Below are 20,020 nucleotides of genomic sequence, written 5' to 3' on the forward strand. Positions count from 1 at the left end.
TTCAGCCGACGGGCGACGAGAAGATGGTCTTCTTCTGTCGTTCGATGCTGTTGCAGAGACCGTCGACGTCCTTCGGGTTGCCGATGAAGTCCTGGATCGCCTTGATCATCACGGTCGAGGCGAAGTCCGGACGGGTGTCGCGGTCCATGAACTGCGAGATCTGCTTGGCGCCGGAGACGAGCTGAGCCGACTTTTTCTGCAGGGCGCTGTACTTGGCGGTGTCGGCGCCGTCGTTGACGGCCACGTTGTTGGGGTCGAGGGCGAGATAGGTGTTCTCGGCGGTGGGGGTGCCCAGCCAGGTCAGCAGGGCCTTGGCGCCGGTGAGGTTCTTCGACTTCTTGGCGACCAGGAATCCGTCGATGGGCGCTTCCACGGCGTCCTGCGCGTACTGGGGGTCGATCTCGGGGAAGGCGAAGAAGTCGATGTCGTCGCGTTCGTTCTCGGGGAACTGGGTGCCCGGGTGCGGCATTCCGAAGACCGCCATCCCCGTCTTGCGCTGTTGCAGGCTCTGCCCTGCCTCCTCCCAGGTGCGGCCGAGGGCGCCCTTCTGGTAGTACGGCATGACCTCGCGCCAGGTGTCGAAGACGTTCTTGACCTTGGTGTCGGTCCAGGACTCCGTGCCGGCCATCAGGGACTTGTGGAAGTCGTATCCGTTCAGGCGCATGTTGATGTAGTCGAAGGTGCCCATCGCGGGCCAGCCGTCCTTGTCGCAGAAGGCGACGGGCGTCCCGTCCTTCGACATCCGCTTGGCCAGCGCGATGAAGTCGTCCCAGGTCCTGGGCTGTTGGTAGCCCTTGGACTGGAAGAGGCTCTTGCGGTGGAAAACGGCCCACGGATAGTAGTAGTACGGCACGAAGTACTGCTTGCCGGAGTGGGTGGACTGCTCCTTCAGGGCGTCGGAGAAGCCGGTGAAGCCGCTCCACACGTCGCTGATCTCGTGCAGGAGCCCCTTCTCCGCGAAGTACTGCATGCGATACCCCGCGAACCACATGAAGACGTCGTCGGGCGTGCCCTGGAGATAGCGGTTGATGTTCTCCTGGAAGTCGTTGTGGTCCTTGGTGTTGACCTTGACCTTCTTGCCGGACTTCTTCTCGTACGCCGAGAAGGCCGCCGCGTACGCCTTCTTGGGGACCGGGTCCGAGGCGTTGGACCCCACGGTGACTTCGTTCTTGTTTCCGCCGGGTCCGTCGCCGCACGCGGACAGCAGGGCGGGGAGCGTGAGCGCGCCGGCCCCGACGGCCGCACCGCGCAAGAGATTTCGCCGGGACATCCGATGACCTGATGTGCCTTCGGGCATGACGGTCCCCTTCAACGATGACTGTGCCATGTCCCCCTCCTCGGGGTGTCACCTAACACAACCGAACGCGAGGCTTGGATCTCACTCCCATGTCGGAGTGTCGTCAAGGGTTCTGACGGGATATCGAACAACCGTTACCACTTCTCTTCCAACAGAGTTGGACAGGTCCTACCGTAAGCGCGCACCCTTGTCGCGGACATGATGTCATCCTATCTTTCGCGAGTTCGGAGGAACGTGACGATGCGTCACCTTCACACCCGCACAACCCGCCGAAGAGTGGTCGGAGCACTCACGACGGCCCTGTTGTGTACGACCGCCCTGGCCGCCCCGGAGGCCCTGGCCGCCCCCACCCCCGCCGCCCCCGCGACCCCGGCCCTGACCGGCGGCCTCGCGCTCACCCCTCCAATGGGATTCAACAACTGGAACTCCACGCACTGCCGTGCCGAGTTCAACGAGAGCATGGTCAAGGGAATCGCGGACCTCTTCGTGGAGAAGGGTCTCAAGGACGCCGGGTACCAGTACGTCAATCTGGACGACTGCTGGGCCCTGCCGAACCGGAACGCCGACGGCAAGCTGGTGCCCGACCCGGCGCGCTTCCCGAACGGGATCAAGGCGGTCGCCGACTATGTGCACGCCAAGGGGCTCAAGCTCGGCATCTACACCAGCGCGGGCACGAAGACGTGCGACAGCGTCGGCTTCCCAGGGGCCCTCGGCCACGAGTACAGCGACGCCCGGCAGTTCGCGGACTGGGGCGTCGACTACCTCAAGTACGACAACTGCAACAACCAGGGCGTGGACGCCAAGCTGCGCTACACGACCATGCGGGACGCGCTGAAGGCGACCGGGCGGCCCATCGTCTACAGCCTCTGCGAATGGGGCGAGAACAAGCCCTGGGAGTGGGCCTCGGACGTCGGACATCTGTGGCGCACGACCGGTGACATCAACGACAGCTGGGGCTCGATGCTGTCGATCCTCAAGCAGAACCTGCCCCTCGCCCCGTACGCCGGTCCCGGTCACTGGAACGACCCGGACATGCTGGAGGTCGGCAACGGCGGCATGACCGACACCGAGTACCGCTCGCACTTCTCGATGTGGTCGGTCATGGCGGCTCCGCTCCTCATCGGCTCGGACCTGCGCAAGGCGTCCCCGGCCACCTTCGACATCCTCGACAACAAGGAAGTCATCGCGGTCGACCAGGACCCGCTGGGCAAGCAGGGGACCGTGCTCTCCTCCGAGGGCGGGCGCTGGGTCGTCGCCAAGGAGATGAAGGACGGCAGCCAAGCGGTGGCACTGTTCAACGAGACCGGCAGCGCCCAGCACATCGCCACGACCGCGCGGGCCGTGGGACTGCCGGCCGCCCCCGCCTACACCCTGCGCGACCTGTGGCAGCGCCGGAGCTACAACACCGCGGGCGCCATCTCCGCCACCGTCCCCGCACACGGCACCGTCCTCGTCCGTGTCTCGGCCGACCGCCACTGGGCCAAGAACCCGCCCGCCGTCGAACTCGGCCTGGACGGCAGCCAGCTGGTCGAGGCGGGCAAGCCGGTCTCCCTGACGTCGTACGTCACCGACCTCGGCCGTACGTCCGCGAGGCGCATCTCGGTGGCGCTGAGCGGGCCGACGGGATGGACGGTCGCGGCCACCTCACCGACCACGGCGGGCACGGTACGCACGGGCCGTTCCCTGCGTACGAAGTGGCGGGTCACCGCACCCGAGGGCACGGCCCCGGGATCGTACGACCTGACGCTCAAGGCCACGTACCGCTCACCGACCGGGACGCACGCCACGAGCGTGCTCCCGCTGACGGTGTCGGTGGCGGCGGCTCCCCCGTCGGGCGTCTCCTACCTCGGCGACCTGCCCTGGTTGTCGACGACCAATGGATTCGGGCCGGTCGAGCGCAACACCAGTAACGGCGAGAGCGCCGCAGGTGACGGTCATCCGATCACTCTCGGCGGTGTCGTCTACGCCAAGGGGCTCGGTGCGCACGCCCCGAGCGCCGTCGAGTACTACACCGGCAAACGGTGCCGGACCGTCACCGCGGACGTCGGCGTCGACGACGAGAAGGGCGCCAACGGTACGGTCGCGTTCGAGATCTGGGCGGACGGCACGTTGGTCGCCTCGACCGGGGTCCTCACCAACGCGATGCCGGCCCAGCCGGTCTCGGCCGACGTGACCGGCGCCGAGGTGGTCCGCCTCGTGGTCACCGACGGCGGCGACGGTGTCGACTCGGACCACGCGGACTGGGCGAACGCCCAGCTGACCTGCTGATCGGTGCGCCGAGCCGGGGTCTCCTCCGGCTCGGCAGCGGGCGGCGACCCGGCCCCGACCGATCAACGGCGGCCCGGGGTGGCTCTCAGCCCGCGACCCGCTCCGCGGTCGCGCTCGGCTGCCTGCTGAGTGCGGCGGCCGCCGCGCCGACCAGACCCGCGTCCGTGCCCATCAGCGCGGGCGCCACGGTCAGCCGTTGCACGAAGGACAGGGTGGCGTAGTCGGCCAGCGCCTTGCGGAGCGGGGCGAAGAGCACGTCCCCTGCCTTGCCCACTCCCCCGCCGATGACGGCGATGTCGATCTCGACGAGGGTCGCGGTCGCCGCGATGCCCGCCGCCAGCGCCTTCGCCGCGCGTTCGAACGAGGCCACCGCCACCGGGTCGCCCTCGCGCGCCGCGGCGGCCACCGCGGCCGCCGAGGTGTCGCCGTCGGGCCCCGGCTGCCAGCCGCCCTCCAGCGCCCGCCGCGCGATGTTCGGACCGCTCGCGATGCGCTCCACGCAACCGCGCGAACCGCACGGGCAGGAGTCACCGTCGAGGTCCACGCTGATGTGCCCGATGTGGCCCGCGTTGCCCGTGGGGCCGGGGTGCAGCTGACCGTTCAGGACCAGTCCGCCACCGACACCCGTCGAGACCACCATGCACAGCGCGTTGTCGTGGCCGCGCGCGGCACCCTGCCAGTGCTCGGCGGCGGTGATGGCCACCCCGTCGCCGATCAGCTCGACCGGCAGGCCCCCGGTCGCCGCACGGACCCGCTCGACGAGCGGGTAGTCGCGCCAGCCCGGCACGTTCACCGGGCTCACGGTGCCCGCGGAGGCGTCCACCGGGCCCGCGCTGCCGATGCCGACGGTCCCCGCACGGCCCCACAGCGGTGACCCGGTCAGCTCGCCGAGCACCTCCTCGACGGCCCCCATCACGGTGTCGCCGTCCTCCCGCGCGGGCGTCGCGCGCTGCGCGCGCAGAAGGATGCGGCCGTGGTCGTCCACCAGCGCTCCGGCGATCTTGGTGCCGCCGATGTCGAGCGCGGCCACGAGGTCGGTGTGCATCAGTGTCAGTTCTCCCGGTGAACCTGGTGAAAGGGGCAGACCGGTCTCGCGGTGGGGGGCGCAGGCCGGAGAATGCGGTGGACAGTGTCTCCCGCATCTGACAACGTTGTCCAGGCTCTATGCTCGACGCCACATCCTCATACACCTCCATGGACCGCCGCGCCCCCGTAAACAACAGGACCCGTGGACGACGGGAACCGTGGACGACAGGACAGGACAGCGCATCGTGGCAGAGACCGCCCGCCGACCCGAGAACCGCTACGGCAACCGTCCGACCATGAAGGATGTGGCGGCACGAGCCGGGGTGGGCCTCAAGACGGTCTCGCGAGTCGTCAACGGTGAGCCCGGCGTCACTCCGGACACCGAACGCCGCGTCCAGGAGGCCATCGACGCGCTGGGCTTCCGCCGCAACGACAGCGCCCGGGTCCTGCGCAAGGGCCGCACCGCGAGCATCGGCCTCGTCCTGGAGGACCTCGCCGACCCCTTCTACGGCCCCCTCAGCCGCGCGGTCGAGGAGGTGGCCCGCGCCCACGGCGCGCTGCTCATCAACGGCTCCAGCGCCGAGGACCCGGACCGCGAACAGGAGCTGGCCCTCGCCCTGTGCGCACGCCGCGTGGACGGGCTGGTGATCATCCCGGCCGGTGATGACCACCGCTATCTGGAGCCCGAGATCAAGGCGGGCGTCGCCACGGTGTTCGTGGACCGTCCGGCGGGACAGATCGACGCCGACGTGGTGCTGTCCGACAGCTTCGGCGGGGCCCGCGACGGCGTCGCCCATCTGATCGCCCACGGCCACCGCCGGATCGGCTTCATCGGCGACATGCCGCGTATCCACACCGCCGCCGAGCGGCTGCGCGGCTACCGGGCGGCCATGGAGGAGGCGGGCATACCCGTCGAGGACGACTGGATGTCCCTGGGCGTCACCGACCCGCAGCGGGTGCGCAAGGCGGCCGAGGACATGCTGTCCGGCCCCTCTCCCGTCACCGCGGTCTTCGCCGGCAACAACCGCGTCACCGTCACGGTCGTCCGTGTCATCGCCGAGCGCGGCCGGCCGGTCGCCCTCGTCGGCTTCGACGACATCGAGCTCGCCGACCTCCTCGAGCCCGGCGTCACCGTGGTCGCCCAGGACGCCGCCGCCCTCGGCCGCACCGCCGCCGAGCGCCTCTTCCGCCAGCTGGAGGGCACCCTCATCACCCCGGAACGCATCGAACTCCCGACCCGTCTGATCACCCGCGGCTCGGGCGAACTGCCGCCCGCGGACTGAGCCGTGGCCGAGCCGGACCCGTGCACTCCATGTGAGTCTCATGGGATATGTGTCCGCGTCGCCCTTCCACGTGCCGGGCGCCTACCTGTACGTCAACCGCCGCGGAGTGCTCCACAACGGCTCCGGTACACCTCGCCCGCACCCCGGCGAGCGCCCGCTGCTCGCCTCGCTCCTCGCCGGGTCGGCGCGGCTGCGCGAGTTGTTCGGGGAGACGCGGGAGGAGTTCTGCACGCGGGCTCGCGGCGGAGCCGCACAGTGTCACAGTCCCGTGCCCCTTTCGGGGCGCTCTACTTCGCCGAGATGGTCAGATCGCCGCGCCTCGGCACGGCGAAACCCTCCAGGTCCGCCCTCGTCAGACCCGTCGCCCTCGCCACCTCCGCGATGTCCAGGGCACCGCAGTCCAGGCCGCGCAGGAGGTAGCTGCTGAGGGCCTTGGCGGTGGCGGGCTCGTCCATGACGTCGCCGTCGGTGTGGCTGGCGTAGCGCGCGAGGCGGGCGGCGGCCTGTTCGAAGCCCTCGCGGTAGAAGGCGAAGACGGCGGCGTAGCGGGTCAGGATGTGGCCGGGGTGCATGTCCCAGCCCTGGTAGTAGGCGCGGGCCAGGGCTCGGCGGGTGAGTCCGTAGTGGAGGCGCCAGGCGTCGTGGACCTTCTCGGTGGGGCCGATCGGCAGGACGTTGGTGGAGCCGTCCGAGACGCGTACGCCGGTGCCCGCGGCGGCGACCTGCATGATCGCCTTGGCGTGGTCGGCGGCCGGGTGGTCGCTGGCCTGGTAGGCGGCGCTGACGCCGAGGCAGGCACTGTAGTCGAAGGTGCCGTAGTGCAGACCGGTGGCGCGGCCCTCGGCGGCCTGGATCATCCGGGCGACGGTCGCGGTGCCGTCGGTCGCGAGGATGGACTGGCTGGTCTCGATCTGGATCTCGAAGCCGATGCGGCCGGGCTCCAGGCCGCGTGCCTTCTCGAACTCCTCCAGGAGCCGCACCATCGCCGTGACCTGCTCGGCGTACGTCACCTTCGGCAGGGTCAGCACGAGCCCCCCGGGCAGGCCTCCCGCCTCCATCAGTCCCGTCAGGAAGATGTCGAGCGTACGGATCCCCCGGTCTCGTACCGGCGCCTCCATGCACTTCATGCGGATGCCCATGTACGGGGCAGCCGTGCCGTTCTCGTACGCCTCGGTGATCAGTCGGGCCGCGCGGGCCGCCGCCTCGTCCTCCTCGGCGTCCGGGCGCGGGCCGTAGCCGTCCTCGAAGTCGACCCGCAGGTCCTCGACGGGTTCGCGCTCCAGCTTGGCCCGTACGCGGTCGTACACGGGCTCGGCGAGGTCGTCGGTGAGGCCGAGGACGGCGGCGAAGGACGCGGCGTCGGGGGCGTGTTCGTCGAGGGCCGCGAGGGCCCGGTCGCCCCAGGAGCGGATGGTGTCGGCGGCGAACACGTCGCCGGGGACGTACACGGTGTGGACGGGCTGGCGGGTGCCGGGGTCTCCTGGGTAACGCCGCGCCAGCTCGGCGTCGACCGGGGCGAGAGAGGCGCTGATCTCCTCGCTGACGGCGCCCGCGAGGGTCGTCGCCACGTGCTCCTGCTGGCCCTGACCCATCCCACACCCTCCAGCTTTCCGCTCCACGGAATCAACAATCCGCAGAGTGAAGTTATCCATGGTGCTTCCCGGTGGTCAACACCTGTCCGCGGCGTGGTCCGTCGGGGGTACTCCTGCCCCACGCCTTCTTTCGCGTCACGGGGCACACCCCTCATGCTGGCCCCGAGGGGAGGGGATCACACATGTCGAACACCCACAGAGTGACCCGGCGCATGGGCCTGCGGACGGTGGTGGCCGCCGCGGTCGCCATACCCCTGCTCACCACGGCGTCCGCCTCCGCCAGCCGACGCGGTGGCCACCGTCTGGAGGTCATGACGTTCAACCTGCGCTTCGCGAGCACCGCCGAGCCCAACAGCTGGGCCGTGCGCCGCCCGGTGATGCGCGAGTTGTTACGCCAGGAGTCGCCCCACGTCATCGGCACCCAGGAGGGCGTCTACCAGCAACTGCGTGACATCGGATCCGACCTCGGACCGCACTACGACTGGATCGGCACGGGCCGCAAGGGCGGCAGCCATGACGAGTCGGTGGCGATCTTCTTCGACACCCGCCGGCTGGCCCCGGTCGAGCACGACAGCTTCTGGCTCTCCGACACCCCCGAGCTGATCGGCTCGAACACCTGGGGCGCCGCCTTCCCCCGCATCGTCACCTGGGTCCGCTTCCGCGACCTGCGGGACGCACGGGAGTTCTACGCCCTCAACACCCATCTGGACCACGCGAGTCAGTACGCGCGCATGCGTGCCGCGAGTCTGATTTCCGAACGCATCGCACGCTTCGACCGCGCTCTGCCGCTCGTCGTGACCGGCGACTTCAATGCCGTCGCCCACCAGAACCCGGTGTACGGGGCGATGCTGGGCGCCGGGCTCGTCGACACCTGGGACACGGCGGCCGAGCGCGGCACGCTCTACGGGACCTTCCACGGCTACCAGCCGTTGACGCCGGACGGCGACCGCATCGACTGGATCCTGGTCGGACCCGGAGTGCCCGTGCACCGGGCGGCCGTCAACACCTTCTCGGTGGACGGCCAGTTCCCCAGCGACCATCTGCCCGTACAGGCCTCACTGAGCCTGACATGAGCGAGGCCCCCGTGACCGCGCGGGCGGTCACGGGGGCCTCGTACGGCCGGAGCCGGACTCGATCAGCCCTTGCGGGTCTTGATCTCCTCGGTGAGCTGCGGGACGACCTCGAAGAGGTCACCGACCACGCCGTAGTCGACCAGGTCGAAGATGGGCGCCTCGGCGTCCTTGTTGATCGCCACGATCGTCTTCGACGTCTGCATACCGGCGCGGTGCTGGATCGCGCCGGAGATGCCGGAGGCGATGTACAGCTGCGGCGAGACGGACTTGCCGGTCTGGCCGACCTGGTTGGTGTGCGGGTACCAGCCGGCGTCCACCGCGGCACGCGAGGCGCCCACGGCCGCGCCGAGGGAGTCGGCGAGCGCCTCGATGATCGAGAAGTTCTCGGCGCCGTTGACGCCACGGCCGCCGGAGACCACGATCGCGGCCTCGGTCAGCTCGGGACGGCCGGTCGACTCGCGCGGGGTACGCGCGGTGACCTTGGTGCCGGTGGCCTTCTCGGAGAAGGAGACCGCGAGGGCCTCGACGGCGCCCGTGGCCGGGGCGGCCTCCACGGCGGCCGAGTTCGGCTTGACCGTGATGACCGGGGTGCCCTTGGCGACACGGGACTTGGTGGTGAAGGAGGCGGCGAACGCGGACTGCGTGGCCACCGGGCCCTCGTCGCCGGCCTCGATGTCGACGGCGTCGGTGATGATGCCGGAGCCGATGCGGACCGCGAGGCGGGCCGCGATCTCCTTGCCCTCGGCGGAGGACGGGACGAGCACGGCGGCCGGGGAGACGGCCTCGCACGCGGCCTGCAGGGCGTCCACCTTCGGGACGACCAGGTAGTCGGCGTACTCGGCGGCGTCGTGCGTGAGGACCTTGACCGCACCGTGCTCGGCGAGCGCGGCGGCGGTGGCCTCGGCACCGGAGCCGAGGGCGACGGCGACGGGCTCACCGATGCGGCGGGCCAGCGTCAGCAGCTCCAGGGTGGGCTTGCGGACGGCGCCGTCCACGTGGTCGACGTAGACGAGAACTTCAGCCATGAGACTTCTTCTCTCCTGCTTACGAAAGATGAGGGGCGGTCAGCGAGTGGAGGTTCGACGAGCCTCGAACGGGCCTTTAGATGAACTTCTGGCCCGCGAGGAACTCGGCGAGCTGCTTGCCGCCCTCGCCCTCGTCCTTGACGATCGTGCCGGCGGTGCGCGCCGGGCGCTCGGTCGCGGAGTCGACCTTGGTCCAGGCGCCCTCGAGACCGACCTCGTCCGCCTCGATCTCGAGGTCCTCCAGGTCCCAGGACTGAACCGGCTTCTTCTTGGCGGCCATGATGCCCTTGAAGGACGGGTAGCGCGCCTCACCCGACTGGTCGGTCACCGACACGACCGCCGGGAGGGAGGCCTCCAACTGCTCGGAGGCGCTGTCGCCGTCACGGCGGCCCTTGACGACCCCGTCCTCGACGGAGACCTCGGAGAGCAGGGTGACCTGCGGGACGCCCAGGCGCTCGGCCAGCAGGGCGGGGACGATACCGGCGGTGCCGTCCGTCGAGGCCATACCGGAGATGACCAGGTCGTAGCCGGCCTTCTCGATCGCCTTCGCGAGCACCAGCGACGTACCGATCGCGTCGGTGCCGTGCAGGTCGTCGTCCTCGACGTGGATGGCCTTGTCCGCACCCATGGAAAGCGCCTTGCGCAGCGCGTCCTTGGCATCCTCGGGGCCGACGGTCAGCACGGTGATCTCGGCGTCGTCCGCTTCGTCGGCGATCTGCAGCGCCTGCTCCACCGCGTATTCGTCGAGCTCCGAGAGCAGACCGTCCACGTCGTCACGGTCCACGGTCAGGTCATCGGCGAAGTGCCGGTCGCCAGTGGCGTCGGGCACGTACTTCACAGTGACAACGATCCTCAAGCTCACGCCGGCTCTCCTACTGCATCGTCATTTCTGGGCTGCCTTCTTTCAGGCAGCATAGGCGCCTGAAGCGGCCGATCCCGGTCGGGGCGGCCCGCGCTCCGAACGAAATATTACTCGCCAGTACACCCAGTTCCTGCCCACTAAGCAAGCGCTTTGAACTGTGACCTTGGCAACGCTGCGTAACCGGCGAGTAGGACTCACCGGTAGGACCGGCGAGTAGCTTCAGTCGCGCAGGCCGTTGAAGCGTCCCTGGTGGTACAGCAGTGGACGGCCCGCCCCCGACGGGGCACCGAGGACGACCTCGGCCAGCACGATGCGATGGTCCCCGGCCGGCACCCGCGCCACGACCCGGCAGACGAGCCAGGCCAGCACGTCGTCGAGGACGGGAACACTTTCCGGGCCCTTACGCCAACGGGTGGGCGCGCCGAAGCGGTCGGCGCCGCTGCGGGCGAAGGTGGCGGCGAGTTCCTGCTGGTGCTCGCCGAGTATGTGGATGCCGACGTGGTCGGACTCGGAGATCGCGGGCCAGCTGGAGGCGCCGACGCCGACCCCGAAGGAGACGATCGGGGGCTCGGCGGAGACCGAGGTGAGCGAGGTGGCGGTGAAGCCGACGGGGCCCCCGTCGCCCTGGGCCGTGATCACGGCGACACCGGCCGCGTGCTGCCGGAAGACGGAGCGCAGCAGGTCGGGTGAGGCGAGTTGCGCATCGGGAGAGGCGAGTCGAAAAGTGTCCAGGTCGGGCGTGGCCGTCATGGAGTCGTCCTTCTGCGAGTGGTAGCGAGCAGGTCCGTCAGTGCTCAACAGACCGGACAGCGCGCACTCGCGGTGCGGGCCAGGTCCACGTGGACACGCTCGAAGAGAAGGAGTTCCGGGGGCATACGGTCAGGTTGACGATAGGTGGTGCGTGCAGTCAAGTACGTCCGGTCATCTGCGAGATGCCTCACCATGATCGCCACGGGTCAGACGGCCTCTCCCAGCGCCGCGATCACATCCGCCTTGCGCGGCTGCCCGGTCGCGCGCCGCACGATCCGTCCGTCGGCGTCGAGGACGAGCACGGTCGGGGTCTTGAGGATCTCGAGTTCACGGACGAGCTCGAGCCGGTCCTCGGCGTCGATCTCCACGTGGCGCACCCCCGGGACCATGCCGGCCACCTCGGTGAGTACCCGCCGGGTGGCCCGGCAGGGGGCGCAGAAGGCGCTGGAGAACTGGACGAGCGTGGCCCGTTCACCGAGACCTTCCCCCAACTCCGCCGCGCCGAGCCGCTTTCCACCGTCACGCCCGCGCACTCTCACCCTCCCGTTCCGCCGCCGTTGCAGCACTCCGAACGCGCTCGCCGCCACGAGCACCACCACGCACACCGCAAGTCCGGTCATCTCCAGCACAAGCATTCACGAGACCGCAAAGATTCCCGGGTTCGTGAACCGCCCTTCATACGGAATGCTTGATTCATGGACATTGACGCAAGAGGGCCGCGGTTCGGTGCGGCCGTGACGACCGTCGTACTGGCGGCCGTTCTCATCACCGGCGGCACCTGGCTGTTGGCCTGGCAGGTGCTGGCGTTCGCGCTGGGCGCCTCGGGCGGCGTGGCGCGCTCTCCGTACGGCTGGCTGTTCCGGAAGGTCGTACGCCCCCGGCTCGGACCGCCAGCACAGTTCGAGTCGCCACAGCCGCCGCAGTTCGCGCAGGCCGTCGGGCTCGTGTTCGCCGTGGTGGGTCTCATCGGCTTCACGGCGGGGCCCGACTGGCTGGGGCTCGCGGCGACCGGCTGCGCACTGGCGGCCGCGTTCCTCAACGCGGCGTTCGGGTACTGCCTGGGCTGCGAGATGTACGTGCTCGTACGTCGGGTGACGGTACGCGCCCGGTGACGGTGAGTGAGAAGTCCGAGGTCGATCAGGGGACACGTGACGAGGATCTCGCCGCATCGCGGCACCAGGACTGGCCCCTCGTCCGTTCTTGGGGCACCATCTGCGCAATGCCGTAAACCTACGGCTGCGTAACTTTCCCGCCGGGAGACCCCTTCCCGACCAGAGAGAAAGGGTCCACCCCGTCCATGGCAGAGCTTGTCTACCGTCCCGTCGTCGGTCTCGCCCAAGTGTTGTTCAAGGCCTGGGACCTCAAGATCGACTGCAAGGGAACGGAGAACATTCCGCGCTCGGGCGGGGCCGTGCTGGTCAGCAACCACATCAGCTATCTCGACTTCATCTTCGACGGTCTGGCCGCCCTGCCACAGAAGCGCCTGGTGCGTTTCATGGCGAAGGAGTCGGTCTTCCGGCACAGGATCTCCGGTCCGCTGATGCGGGGCATGAGGCACATCCCGGTGGACCGCACGCAGGGCGAGACGGCGTATCAGCACGCGCTGGATTCGTTGCGGTCCGGCGAGATCGTCGGCGTCTTTCCCGAAGCGACCATCTCCCAGTCCTTCACCCTGAAGAGCTTCAAGTCCGGTGCCGCGCGCATGGCCCAGGAGGCCGGCGTCCCGCTGATCCCGATGGCACTGTGGGGCACCCAGCGGCTGTGGACCAAGGGCCACCCGCGCAACTTCAAGCGCAGCCACACCCCGATCACCATCCGGGTCGGCGAGCCGGTGGAGGCTCCGCAGGACCAGTACGCGGGCGCCATCACCCGGCGGCTGCGTGAGCGCGTCCAGGAGCTCCTGGAGGCCGCGCAGCGCGCCTATCCGGTCCGCCCCAAGGACCCGGACGACACTTGGTGGATGCCCGCACACCTCGGCGGCACGGCGCCGACCCCCGAAGAGGTGAAGGCGGCCGAGGCCCGCTGAACCGTCACACCGGGGCGTGGACGGTGATCCGCGCCCCGGGACTGAACTTCTCCAGGAGTTCGGCGAGTTCGGCTCCCGCGCGCTCGATGTCGGCCACCGGCATCGGCGCCAGCCCCTCCAGCAGGAAGATCGCGGAGGTGGACTCCTCCGTGAGCCGGGTGCGCGGACCCTGGCGCCAGTTCCAGCGACGGCAGGTCACGCCCGCCTCGTCGCGCCACACCACCTCGCCCGCGTCGGGGTGTTCGACGCTCTCCTCACCGCCCGCGACGGTCACGAAGTCCTCCTCGCCCGTGGCGCGCACGAGCCGCATCCCGCCCCGGACCTGGTCGACGTCCTCGCCGCCGACCGGGATCAGATGGGCGACGCTGATCGCGTTGTAGACGTCGACCAGCACGTTGATCCGGGGCAGTCCGGCGTCCGAGAGCGCCCGCCTGGCCAGCGCCTCCGCCGAGTTGCGGGTGCGCGAGGGCTTCGACCCGAACGACGTGTAGACCTCCCGCCAGGCCGCCATATGCGGGTCCTCGTGCGGGGCGCGCCCGTCCAGCCGTACGGCGAGCCGGCGGGCCGCGTCGTCGAGCAGCACCGAAGTGCCTTCGGTGCTGGGCCCGTTGACCAGCCCGTACGCCTCGATGGCGACGTGGGTGAAACCAGGCGCGAGAGCGCGCACCTCGTCGGACACGGTGAGTGTGAGCGTCATGGTGTGCCTGGCCTGCCTTGTCTCAGAGCGTGGTGGGGAGCGTCTCCCACAGGTGCGGCCGGTCGGGGGCGGCCTTGAGGACGCTCAGCACGGCCGGATGAGGTTCAGTGTACAGGACTGGATAGTCCAACTCATTGAACTCGGGATCGGGCGTGAAGGCCAGCCGCTCACCGTCCAGGGAGAACTGCGCGTCCACCCCCGGCTTGTTGCCGCGGGGGTCCTGCCGGTGCCAGGCGCCGTTGAACCGTACGGCGACGAGCCCGTGCACCTCGTCGAACTTCTGATAGCAGAACGCCGTCGGGATGCCCTCGGCCCGCAGCAGCGCGGCAAGGGCGTGGGCCTTGGCATAGCAGATGCCGGTGCGCCGCTCCAGCACGTCGGAGGCGCGCCAGGTGACCCGCAGATCGCCAAAGTCGTGCGAGTGCGGGATGCCGTCACGCACGAATTCGAAGGCCGCTCGCGCATAGGCATACGAGTCGGCGGCGTCCTTGGCGAGCCGCGCGGCCGTCTCCCGCACCAGCGGATGGTGATGGTCGACGACCTCGTCGGCGGCCAAATAGGCGGACAGGTCAGCGGTGTTCTGGATCAGCTCCATGCCCGTAGAGCATAGGAATGCGATCACCCGAGAGTCAATGACTTTTCAGGTGATCGCATATCTATGCACTCACTGATGTTCGGGCTACGCGTGAGCCATCTCCTCCTTGAGCGCCGCCACGAACCCGTCGACGTCGTCCTCGGTGGTGTCGAAGGAGCACATCCAGCGGACGTCGCCCGCCGCCTCGTCCCAGAAGTAGAAGCGATAGCGCTTCTGGAGCCGCTCGCTCACGTCGTGCGGGAGGCGTGCGAAGACCGCGTTGGCCTGGACCGGGTGGAGGATCTCCACGCCGTGCACCGCGCGCACGCCCTCGGCCAGCCGCTGGGCCATCTGGTTGGAGTGGCGGGCGTTGCGCAGCCACAGGTCCTTGGCGAGCAGCGCCTCCAACTGCACGGAGACGAAGCGCATCTTGGAGGCCAGCTGCATGGACAGCTTGCGCAGGTGCTTCATATGACTGACCGCGTCCTGGTTGAGGACCACGACGGCCTCGCCGTACAGCGCGCCGTTCTTCGTCCCGCCGAGACTCAGGAGGTCGACGCCCACCGCGTTGGTGAACGTCCGCATGGGGACGTCCAGGGAGGCGGCCGCGTTGGCTATCCGGGACCCGTCCAGGTGCACCTTCATGCCGTGCGCGTGGGCGTGGTCGCAGATCGCGCGGATCTCGTCGGGCGTGTAGAGGGTGCCCAGTTCGGTGCTCTGGGTGATCGAGACGACCTGTGGCATCGCACGGTGCTCGTCGTCCCAGCCGTAGGCCTGACGGTCGATCAGTTCGGGGGTGAGCTTGCCGTCGGGCGTGGGCACGCTGAGCAGCTTGAGGCCGCCCATGCGCTCGGGGGCGCCACCCTCGTCGACGTTGATGTGCGCGCTCTCCGCACAGATCACCGCGCCCCAGCGGTCGGTCACCGCCTGGAGCGCGACCACGTTCGCGCCGGTGCCGTTGAAGACCGGGAAGGCCTCGGCGGTGGCGCCGAAGTGGCTGCGGATGATCCGTTGGAGGTTCGCCGTGTAGTCGTCCTCGCCGTACGCGACCTGGTGCCCGCCGTTGGCCAGGGCCACGGCGGCGAGCACCTCGGGGTGGGCCCCCGCGTAGTTGTCGCTGGCGAAGCCGCGGACGGTCGGGTCATGGTGACGCCGGGCGTCGGTCTTCGCAGGGTTCACGGCTTCTCGGTCAGCCACAGACGGTTTCCGTTCACTTCACTGGCGGGCCGCGACCAGACGCCGGCGATGGCCTCGGCCAGATCCTCGACGTCCGTGAAGCCCGCGAACTTCGCGTTCGGGCGCTCGGCGCGCATCGCGTCGTGCACCAGTGCCTTGACCACCAGGATGGCAGCCGCGGAAGTCGGGCCCTGCTCGCCCCCGGCCTTGCGGAAGTAGTCGGCCATGGCCAGCGTCCACGCCTCGGCCGCGGCCTTGGCGGCGGAGTAGGCGGCGTTGCCCGCGGTGGGCTTGCTCGCGCCGGCGGCGCTGATCAGGAGGTACCGGCCGCGGTCGCTGCGCTGCAGCGCCTCGTGGAAGGCGAGGGAGGTGTTCTGCACCGTGCGGATGAGCAGCAGCTCGAGGAAGTCCCAGTCGTCGAGGCTCGTCCTGGTGAAGGTCTCGCTGCCCCGCCAGCCGCCGACCAGGTGGACCAGGCCGTCGACGTGGCCGAAGTCCTTCTCGACGCGGATGGCCCAGTCGCGGGTCGACTGCAGGTCGAGCAGGTCGACCGTGTCGCCGACGACGGTGGCGCCGCCGTGCCCGTAGCGAGCCGCGTCCACGGCCTCCGCGAGCCGCTCGGGGTCGTTGTCCGAGCCGATGACGGTCGCGCCCGCGTCGGCGAGCCGGGCCAGCGTCGCGCGCCCGGCGGGTCCACCCGCTCCGGCGACCGCGATCACCGCGCCGCTGAGAGGTCCGTTGCCGTTTCCGTGTGACATCGCCTTCGCCTCCTGAACATCCCCGGTACGAGCGCTCACGCGGCGGCCCGCTGGGCGCTCGTCGCGGTGATGCCCTTGGTGGAGGCGATCACGTTCTTCAGCTTCTTGGAGAGCGCCTCATAGAACATGCTCAGCGGAAACTCGTCCGGAAGCACGTCGTCGACGAGCTTACGGGGCGGCTGGGTCAGGTCGAGGGCATCGGGGCCCTTGGCCCAGCGCGAGCCGGGGTGCGGGGCGAGATAGGTGGAGACGAGCTCGTACGCCTTGAACCAGTGGACGAGCTTGGGACGGTCGATGCCCGCCCGGTAGAGGTCCTCGATCTCGGCGCACAGCTGGTTGGTGATCTGCGGGGCGCGCTGCCAGTCGATGTGCAGCTTGTTGTCGGTCCAGCGGACGACGTCGTGCTGGTGCAGATAAGCGAAGAGGAGCTGGCCGCCGAGACCGTCGTAGTTGCGGACGCGGTCGCCGGTGACGGGGAAGCGGAACATCCGGTCGAAGAGCACCGCGTACTGCACGTCACGGCCGTGCTGGTGTCCCTCGGCCTCCAGCTTCACGGCCTCCTTGAAGGCGGTGAGGTCGCAGCGCAGCTCCTCGAGGCCGTACATCCAGAACGGCTGGCGCTGCTTGATCATGAACGGGTCGAACGGCAGGTCGCCGTGGCTGTGGGTGCGGTCGTGGACCATGTCCCACAGCACGAAGGCCTGCTCGCAGCGCTCCTGGTCATGGACCATCGCGGCGATGTCCTCGGGCAGCTGAAGGCCCAGGACGTCCACGGCCGCGTCGGTGACGGCGCGGAAGCGGGCGGCCTCCCGGTCGCAGAAGATGCCACCCCAGGAGAATCGTTCCGGCGCCTCGCGCACGGCGATCGTCTCCGGGAAGAGGACGGCCGAGTTGGTGTCGTAGCCCGCCGTGAAGTCCTCGAAGGTGATACCGCAGAACAGCGGGTTGTCGTAGCGGGTGCGCTCCAGCTCCGCCAGCCACTCCGGCCAGACCATGCGCAGCACGACCGCCTCGAAGTTGCGGTCCAGGTTGCCGTTCTGCGTGTACATCGGGAAGACGACCAGGTGCTGGAGGCCGTCCTCGCGGTGCGCCGCGGGCTGGAAGGCCAGCAGGGAGTCCAGGAAGTCGGGCACCTGGAACCCGCCGTCGGCCCAGCGGCGCAGGTCCTTCACGAGCGCCTCGTGGTACTCGGCGTCATGCGGCAGCAGCGGGGCGAGCCGCTCGACGGCGTCTATGGCACGGCGTACGGCCAGATCGACATCGGCCGTGTCCGGGGCACCCTCGGCCTCGAAGTCGATCGACCCGTCCTTGGACTGCCAGGGCCGGATCTCCTCCACGGCATCCTTGAGCACGGGCCAAGCCGGGTGCTCCACCACCCTGCCCACGGGAGGAACCTGCTCCTCCACACCCACTGGCACAAGAATTTCCGTCATCTCTCACCCTCCACGGGAGAACCTCGCGTATGCACACCGTATGTATACGAGGTTCCTTCCCGCAAGGGGAGACTCGATAGATTATCCTGCACCACCCCTACCTTCACCGCTCTTTTTCCTGTCTGACACCGTAGAGTCGATTACTTCCGCTGTGCGCCGCCGGGTAAACGGGCATCCGTGCAAGCACCGGGAAGTGGCAGGAGCAACGACTCGGGGACGCTCGAGGTCAACCGCCGGGAGACTCGCCCACGCCCGGGTGACACACCGCGGCGGCACCGGCCCGCTCTCCCCTTGCGGCAGACACGCCCTGCCCGGCGTACGAGCGGGTACATCCAGTGGCGGGACGATTAGGCTGCGGCCTTGCCGCGTGGGTGCCGCCGAAACCACGCGCGAGCCGAGCCGCCGTCGACGGAAGCGAGTCGAATCTTGAACTTCCTCACCATCGGTCATCGCGGAGTGATGGGTGTCGAACCCGAGAACACCCTCCGTTCCTTCATCGCCGCCCAGCACGCGGGCCTCGACCTGATCGAACTCGATCTGCATCTGAGCAAGGACGGCGCGCTGGTCGTCATGCACGACGCGGACGTGGACCGTACGACCGACGGTTCGGGGCCGATCGCCGAGTTGACCCTCGCCGAGCTGCGCACCCTGGACACCGGGCACGGTGAGCGCGTGCCCGTCTTCGAAGAGGTCCTGGACGCCGTCAGCGCGCCGCTGCAGGCCGAGATCAAGGACACGGCGGCGGCGCGGGCGCTCGCCGAGGTGATGCACCGGCGCGATCTGGTGGGGCGTGTCGAGGTGTCGTCGTTCCACGACGAGGCGATCACCGAGATCACCCGGCTCGTACCGGGCGTCCGCACGGCGCTCATCGCGAGCCGCTATGGCACCGATGTCGTGGACCGCGCCGTGGAGGCCGGGGCCGCCACCGTCTGCCTCAACATCCGCCGGCTGACCCTGGAGGTCGTCGAGCACGCCCGTAAGGCCGATCTCAGGATCATCGGCTGGGTGGTGAACACCCAGGACCACCTGCGGCTGGTACGCGCCCTGGAACTGGACGGCGCGACCACCGACTACCCCCAGATCAAACGCACCGGCCGCTTCACGGCCTGAGGATCACTCCGGCGGTTACGCCAGGGGCTTGACCAGCAGCTCGAACTGCAGGTCGGCGCGCTGCGGAATGCCGAAGCGCTCGTCGCCGTACGGGAAGGGCGTCATCTGTCCCGTACGGCGGTAGCCGCGGCGCTCGTACCAGGCGATGAGGTCGTCGCGTACGGAGATCACGGTCATGTGCATCTCCGCGACCCCCCACGTCTCGCGGGCGTGCCGCTCCGCCTCGGCGATGATGACCTTGCCGAGGCCGCCGCCCTGGAGAGCGGGGCTGACCGCGAACATGCCGAAGTAGGCGTGGTCGCCGCGGTGTTCGAGCTGGCAGCAGGCGGCGACGACGCCGTCGCGCTCCACGGTCAGCAGGCGGCTGTCCGGCGACTTGATGACGGCGAGCACGCCCTCCGGGTCGGTCCGCTGCCCTTCCAGGATGTCCGCCTCCGTGGTCCAGCCGGTCCGGCTGGAGTCCCCGCGGTAGGCCGACTCGATCAGCACGACGAGGGCGTCCACATCGGCGTCGGTGGCGGCGCGGAAGGTCAGTCCGGTGGAGGCGGCGGTGTCCATGGAACGGTTCTCCGAAATCTCAGGCGCGGCACGGGCACCGCTGAGCGTAACGCCCCTGTTGTCGACCCCCTAGGCTCCGGGGCATGGTGCATGTACTGAGCAGCCGGATCCTTCTGCGGCCCACCGACCCGGAGCGCTCCCGGTCCTTCTACGGCGAGCGGCTGGGCCTCGCCGTCCACCGGGAGTTCGGGACCGGCCCCGAGCGCGGCACGGTCTACTTCCTGGGCGGCGGTTTCCTGGAGGTCTCGGGCCGCTCCGAGACCCCGCCCTCGCCCGCGCTCAAGCTGTGGCTCCAGGTGGCCGACGCCGACGCGGCGTACGAGGAGCTGGTGGCGGCCGGGGTCGACATCCTCCGTCCGCCGCTGAAGGAGCCGTGGGGGCTGATCGAGATGTGGATCGCGGATCCGGACGGTACCGAGATCGTGCTCGTGGAGATCCCGGCGGATCATCCGCTGCGCTACCGCCCCGGAATCTGAGAGCGCGGAGCCCTCCGCCGAATAGCCACGGCCGGG

General features: G+C 69.5%; 20 protein-coding genes and 1 pseudogene. 8 read left to right on the top strand and 13 right to left on the bottom strand.

Going from position 1 to position 20,020, the window contains the following annotated elements:
• Nucleotide 1: 1 nt before the first annotated feature.
• Nucleotides 2-1,270, bottom strand: a complete 1,269-nt coding sequence (locus OG819_RS40555) for an ABC transporter substrate-binding protein (RefSeq protein ID WP_266654155.1) — start codon at nucleotides 1,268-1,270, stop codon at nucleotides 2-4.
• A gap of 267 nt (nucleotides 1,271-1,537) precedes the next feature.
• On the opposite strand from OG819_RS40555, the gene OG819_RS40560 reads away from it, so the two are divergent.
• Nucleotides 1,538-3,565, top strand: a complete 2,028-nt coding sequence (locus tag OG819_RS40560) for an NPCBM/NEW2 domain-containing protein (RefSeq protein ID WP_266654157.1) — start codon at nucleotides 1,538-1,540, stop codon at nucleotides 3,563-3,565.
• Between the two features lie 85 nt (nucleotides 3,566-3,650).
• Here the strand turns inward: OG819_RS40560 and OG819_RS40565 are convergent, their stop codons facing one another.
• A complete protein-coding gene (locus tag OG819_RS40565; protein WP_266588725.1) occupies nucleotides 3,651-4,610 on the bottom strand; it encodes an ROK family protein in 960 nt (319 codons plus the stop codon).
• Between the two features lie 199 nt (nucleotides 4,611-4,809).
• Between OG819_RS40565 and OG819_RS40570 the strand changes: the two genes are divergently transcribed.
• Both OG819_RS40570 and OG819_RS40575 read left to right on the top strand, forming a co-directional pair.
• The gene (locus OG819_RS40570; RefSeq protein ID WP_266632448.1) at nucleotides 4,810-5,874 is read left to right on the top strand and encodes a LacI family DNA-binding transcriptional regulator; all 1,065 of its coding nucleotides are present in this window, start codon (nucleotides 4,810-4,812) and stop codon (nucleotides 5,872-5,874) included.
• Between the two features lie 22 nt (nucleotides 5,875-5,896).
• Nucleotides 5,897-6,115: pseudogene (locus OG819_RS40575) on the top strand (hypothetical protein); the annotation flags it as partial.
• 46 nt (nucleotides 6,116-6,161) lie between these two features.
• On the opposite strand, the gene OG819_RS40580 reads toward OG819_RS40575, so the two are convergent.
• A complete protein-coding gene (locus OG819_RS40580) occupies nucleotides 6,162-7,466 on the bottom strand; it encodes an aldolase/citrate lyase family protein (RefSeq protein WP_266654159.1) in 1,305 nt (434 codons plus the stop codon).
• A 182-nt stretch (nucleotides 7,467-7,648) separates the two neighbouring features.
• Here OG819_RS40580 and OG819_RS40585 point away from each other — a divergent pair, with 182 nt between their 5' ends.
• On the top strand, nucleotides 7,649-8,539 hold the full coding sequence (locus tag OG819_RS40585) for an endonuclease/exonuclease/phosphatase family protein (RefSeq protein WP_266654161.1): 891 nt from the start codon (nucleotides 7,649-7,651) through the stop codon (nucleotides 8,537-8,539).
• A gap of 62 nt (nucleotides 8,540-8,601) precedes the next feature.
• Here the strand turns inward: OG819_RS40585 and OG819_RS40590 are convergent, their stop codons facing one another.
• The 4 genes from OG819_RS40590 to OG819_RS40605 form a co-directional block, all read right to left on the bottom strand.
• A complete protein-coding gene (locus tag OG819_RS40590) occupies nucleotides 8,602-9,564 on the bottom strand; it encodes an electron transfer flavoprotein subunit alpha/FixB family protein (RefSeq protein WP_266654163.1) in 963 nt (320 codons plus the stop codon).
• A 76-nt stretch (nucleotides 9,565-9,640) separates the two neighbouring features.
• The gene (locus tag OG819_RS40595) at nucleotides 9,641-10,426 is read right to left on the bottom strand and encodes an electron transfer flavoprotein subunit beta/FixA family protein (RefSeq protein ID WP_266426949.1); all 786 of its coding nucleotides are present in this window, start codon (nucleotides 10,424-10,426) and stop codon (nucleotides 9,641-9,643) included.
• Between the two features lie 219 nt (nucleotides 10,427-10,645).
• Nucleotides 10,646-11,176: a flavin reductase family protein gene (locus OG819_RS40600; protein ID WP_266632443.1), complete on the bottom strand. Its 531-nt coding sequence runs from the start codon at nucleotides 11,174-11,176 to the stop codon at nucleotides 10,646-10,648.
• A 206-nt stretch (nucleotides 11,177-11,382) separates the two neighbouring features.
• Nucleotides 11,383-11,796 carry a thioredoxin family protein gene (locus tag OG819_RS40605; RefSeq protein ID WP_266634982.1) on the bottom strand — a complete coding sequence of 138 codons (414 nt, stop codon included), beginning with the start codon at nucleotides 11,794-11,796 and terminating at the stop codon, nucleotides 11,383-11,385.
• 75 nt (nucleotides 11,797-11,871) lie between these two features.
• Here OG819_RS40605 and OG819_RS40610 point away from each other — a divergent pair, with 75 nt between their 5' ends.
• Both OG819_RS40610 and OG819_RS40615 read left to right on the top strand, forming a co-directional pair.
• Nucleotides 11,872-12,288 (top strand): DUF4395 domain-containing protein, encoded by a 417-nt coding sequence (locus OG819_RS40610; protein WP_266654165.1) that lies wholly within the window; start codon nucleotides 11,872-11,874, stop codon nucleotides 12,286-12,288.
• A 185-nt stretch (nucleotides 12,289-12,473) separates the two neighbouring features.
• On the top strand, nucleotides 12,474-13,202 hold the full coding sequence (locus OG819_RS40615; RefSeq protein ID WP_266426957.1) for a 1-acyl-sn-glycerol-3-phosphate acyltransferase: 729 nt from the start codon (nucleotides 12,474-12,476) through the stop codon (nucleotides 13,200-13,202).
• A gap of 4 nt (nucleotides 13,203-13,206) precedes the next feature.
• On the opposite strand, the gene OG819_RS40620 is transcribed toward OG819_RS40615, so the two are convergent.
• The 5 genes from OG819_RS40620 to OG819_RS40640 form a co-directional block, all read right to left on the bottom strand.
• Nucleotides 13,207-13,899, bottom strand: coding sequence for a B3/4 domain-containing protein (locus OG819_RS40620; protein WP_266426960.1), 693 nt, complete (start codon nucleotides 13,897-13,899; stop codon nucleotides 13,207-13,209).
• A gap of 22 nt (nucleotides 13,900-13,921) precedes the next feature.
• Nucleotides 13,922-14,494, bottom strand: a complete 573-nt coding sequence (locus OG819_RS40625; RefSeq protein ID WP_266654166.1) for a transglutaminase family protein — start codon at nucleotides 14,492-14,494, stop codon at nucleotides 13,922-13,924.
• A gap of 84 nt (nucleotides 14,495-14,578) precedes the next feature.
• Nucleotides 14,579-15,652 carry a low specificity L-threonine aldolase gene (locus OG819_RS40630; RefSeq protein ID WP_266632438.1) on the bottom strand — a complete coding sequence of 358 codons (1,074 nt, stop codon included), beginning with the start codon at nucleotides 15,650-15,652 and terminating at the stop codon, nucleotides 14,579-14,581.
• Complete coding sequence (locus tag OG819_RS40635) at nucleotides 15,649-16,407, bottom strand: SDR family oxidoreductase (protein ID WP_266632436.1); 759 nt, start codon at nucleotides 16,405-16,407, stop codon at nucleotides 15,649-15,651. Before OG819_RS40635 ends, OG819_RS40630 begins: the two co-directional genes overlap by 4 nt.
• A gap of 35 nt (nucleotides 16,408-16,442) precedes the next feature.
• A complete protein-coding gene (locus tag OG819_RS40640; protein WP_266632434.1) occupies nucleotides 16,443-17,840 on the bottom strand; it encodes a DUF6421 family protein in 1,398 nt (465 codons plus the stop codon).
• Between the two features lie 426 nt (nucleotides 17,841-18,266).
• On the opposite strand from OG819_RS40640, the gene OG819_RS40645 reads away from it, so the two are divergent.
• Entirely contained in the window at nucleotides 18,267-18,950 is a 684-nt protein-coding gene (locus OG819_RS40645) for a glycerophosphodiester phosphodiesterase family protein (RefSeq protein ID WP_266654168.1), read from the top strand.
• 15 nt (nucleotides 18,951-18,965) lie between these two features.
• Here OG819_RS40645 and OG819_RS40650 read toward each other — a convergent pair whose 3' ends face one another.
• Nucleotides 18,966-19,508: a GNAT family N-acetyltransferase gene (locus OG819_RS40650; protein ID WP_266654170.1), complete on the bottom strand. Its 543-nt coding sequence runs from the start codon at nucleotides 19,506-19,508 to the stop codon at nucleotides 18,966-18,968.
• 83 nt (nucleotides 19,509-19,591) lie between these two features.
• On the opposite strand from OG819_RS40650, the gene OG819_RS40655 reads away from it, so the two are divergent.
• Complete coding sequence (locus OG819_RS40655; RefSeq protein ID WP_266426982.1) at nucleotides 19,592-19,984, top strand: VOC family protein; 393 nt, start codon at nucleotides 19,592-19,594, stop codon at nucleotides 19,982-19,984.
• The last annotated feature ends 36 nt before the right edge of the window (nucleotides 19,985-20,020 follow it).

The organism is Streptomyces sp. NBC_01549, from assembly GCF_026339955.1.
Taxonomy (GTDB): domain Bacteria; phylum Actinomycetota; class Actinomycetes; order Streptomycetales; family Streptomycetaceae; genus Streptomyces.

Coding starts and splice junctions, on each gene's coding strand:
- OG819_RS40555 (WP_266654155.1), bottom strand. CDS start 1,270: ATGTCCCGGCGAAATCTCTTGCGCGGTGCGGCCGTCGGGGCCGGCGCG.
- OG819_RS40560 (WP_266654157.1), top strand. CDS start 1,538: ATGCGTCACCTTCACACCCGCACAACCCGCCGAAGAGTGGTCGGAGCA.
- OG819_RS40565 (WP_266588725.1), bottom strand. CDS start 4,610: ATGCACACCGACCTCGTGGCCGCGCTCGACATCGGCGGCACCAAGATC.
- OG819_RS40580 (WP_266654159.1), bottom strand. CDS start 7,466: ATGGGTCAGGGCCAGCAGGAGCACGTGGCGACGACCCTCGCGGGCGCC.
- OG819_RS40585 (WP_266654161.1), top strand. CDS start 7,649: ATGTCGAACACCCACAGAGTGACCCGGCGCATGGGCCTGCGGACGGTG.
- OG819_RS40590 (WP_266654163.1), bottom strand. CDS start 9,564: ATGGCTGAAGTTCTCGTCTACGTCGACCACGTGGACGGCGCCGTCCGC.
- OG819_RS40600 (WP_266632443.1), bottom strand. CDS start 11,176: ATGACGGCCACGCCCGACCTGGACACTTTTCGACTCGCCTCTCCCGAT.
- OG819_RS40605 (WP_266634982.1), bottom strand. CDS start 11,796: ATGACCGGACTTGCGGTGTGCGTGGTGGTGCTCGTGGCGGCGAGCGCG.
- OG819_RS40610 (WP_266654165.1), top strand. CDS start 11,872: ATGGACATTGACGCAAGAGGGCCGCGGTTCGGTGCGGCCGTGACGACC.
- OG819_RS40615 (WP_266426957.1), top strand. CDS start 12,474: ATGGCAGAGCTTGTCTACCGTCCCGTCGTCGGTCTCGCCCAAGTGTTG.
- OG819_RS40620 (WP_266426960.1), bottom strand. CDS start 13,899: ATGACGCTCACACTCACCGTGTCCGACGAGGTGCGCGCTCTCGCGCCT.
- OG819_RS40625 (WP_266654166.1), bottom strand. CDS start 14,494: ATGGAGCTGATCCAGAACACCGCTGACCTGTCCGCCTATTTGGCCGCC.
- OG819_RS40635 (WP_266632436.1), bottom strand. CDS start 16,407: ATGTCACACGGAAACGGCAACGGACCTCTCAGCGGCGCGGTGATCGCG.
- OG819_RS40640 (WP_266632434.1), bottom strand. CDS start 17,840: ATGACGGAAATTCTTGTGCCAGTGGGTGTGGAGGAGCAGGTTCCTCCC.
- OG819_RS40650 (WP_266654170.1), bottom strand. CDS start 19,508: ATGGACACCGCCGCCTCCACCGGACTGACCTTCCGCGCCGCCACCGAC.
- OG819_RS40655 (WP_266426982.1), top strand. CDS start 19,592: ATGGTGCATGTACTGAGCAGCCGGATCCTTCTGCGGCCCACCGACCCG.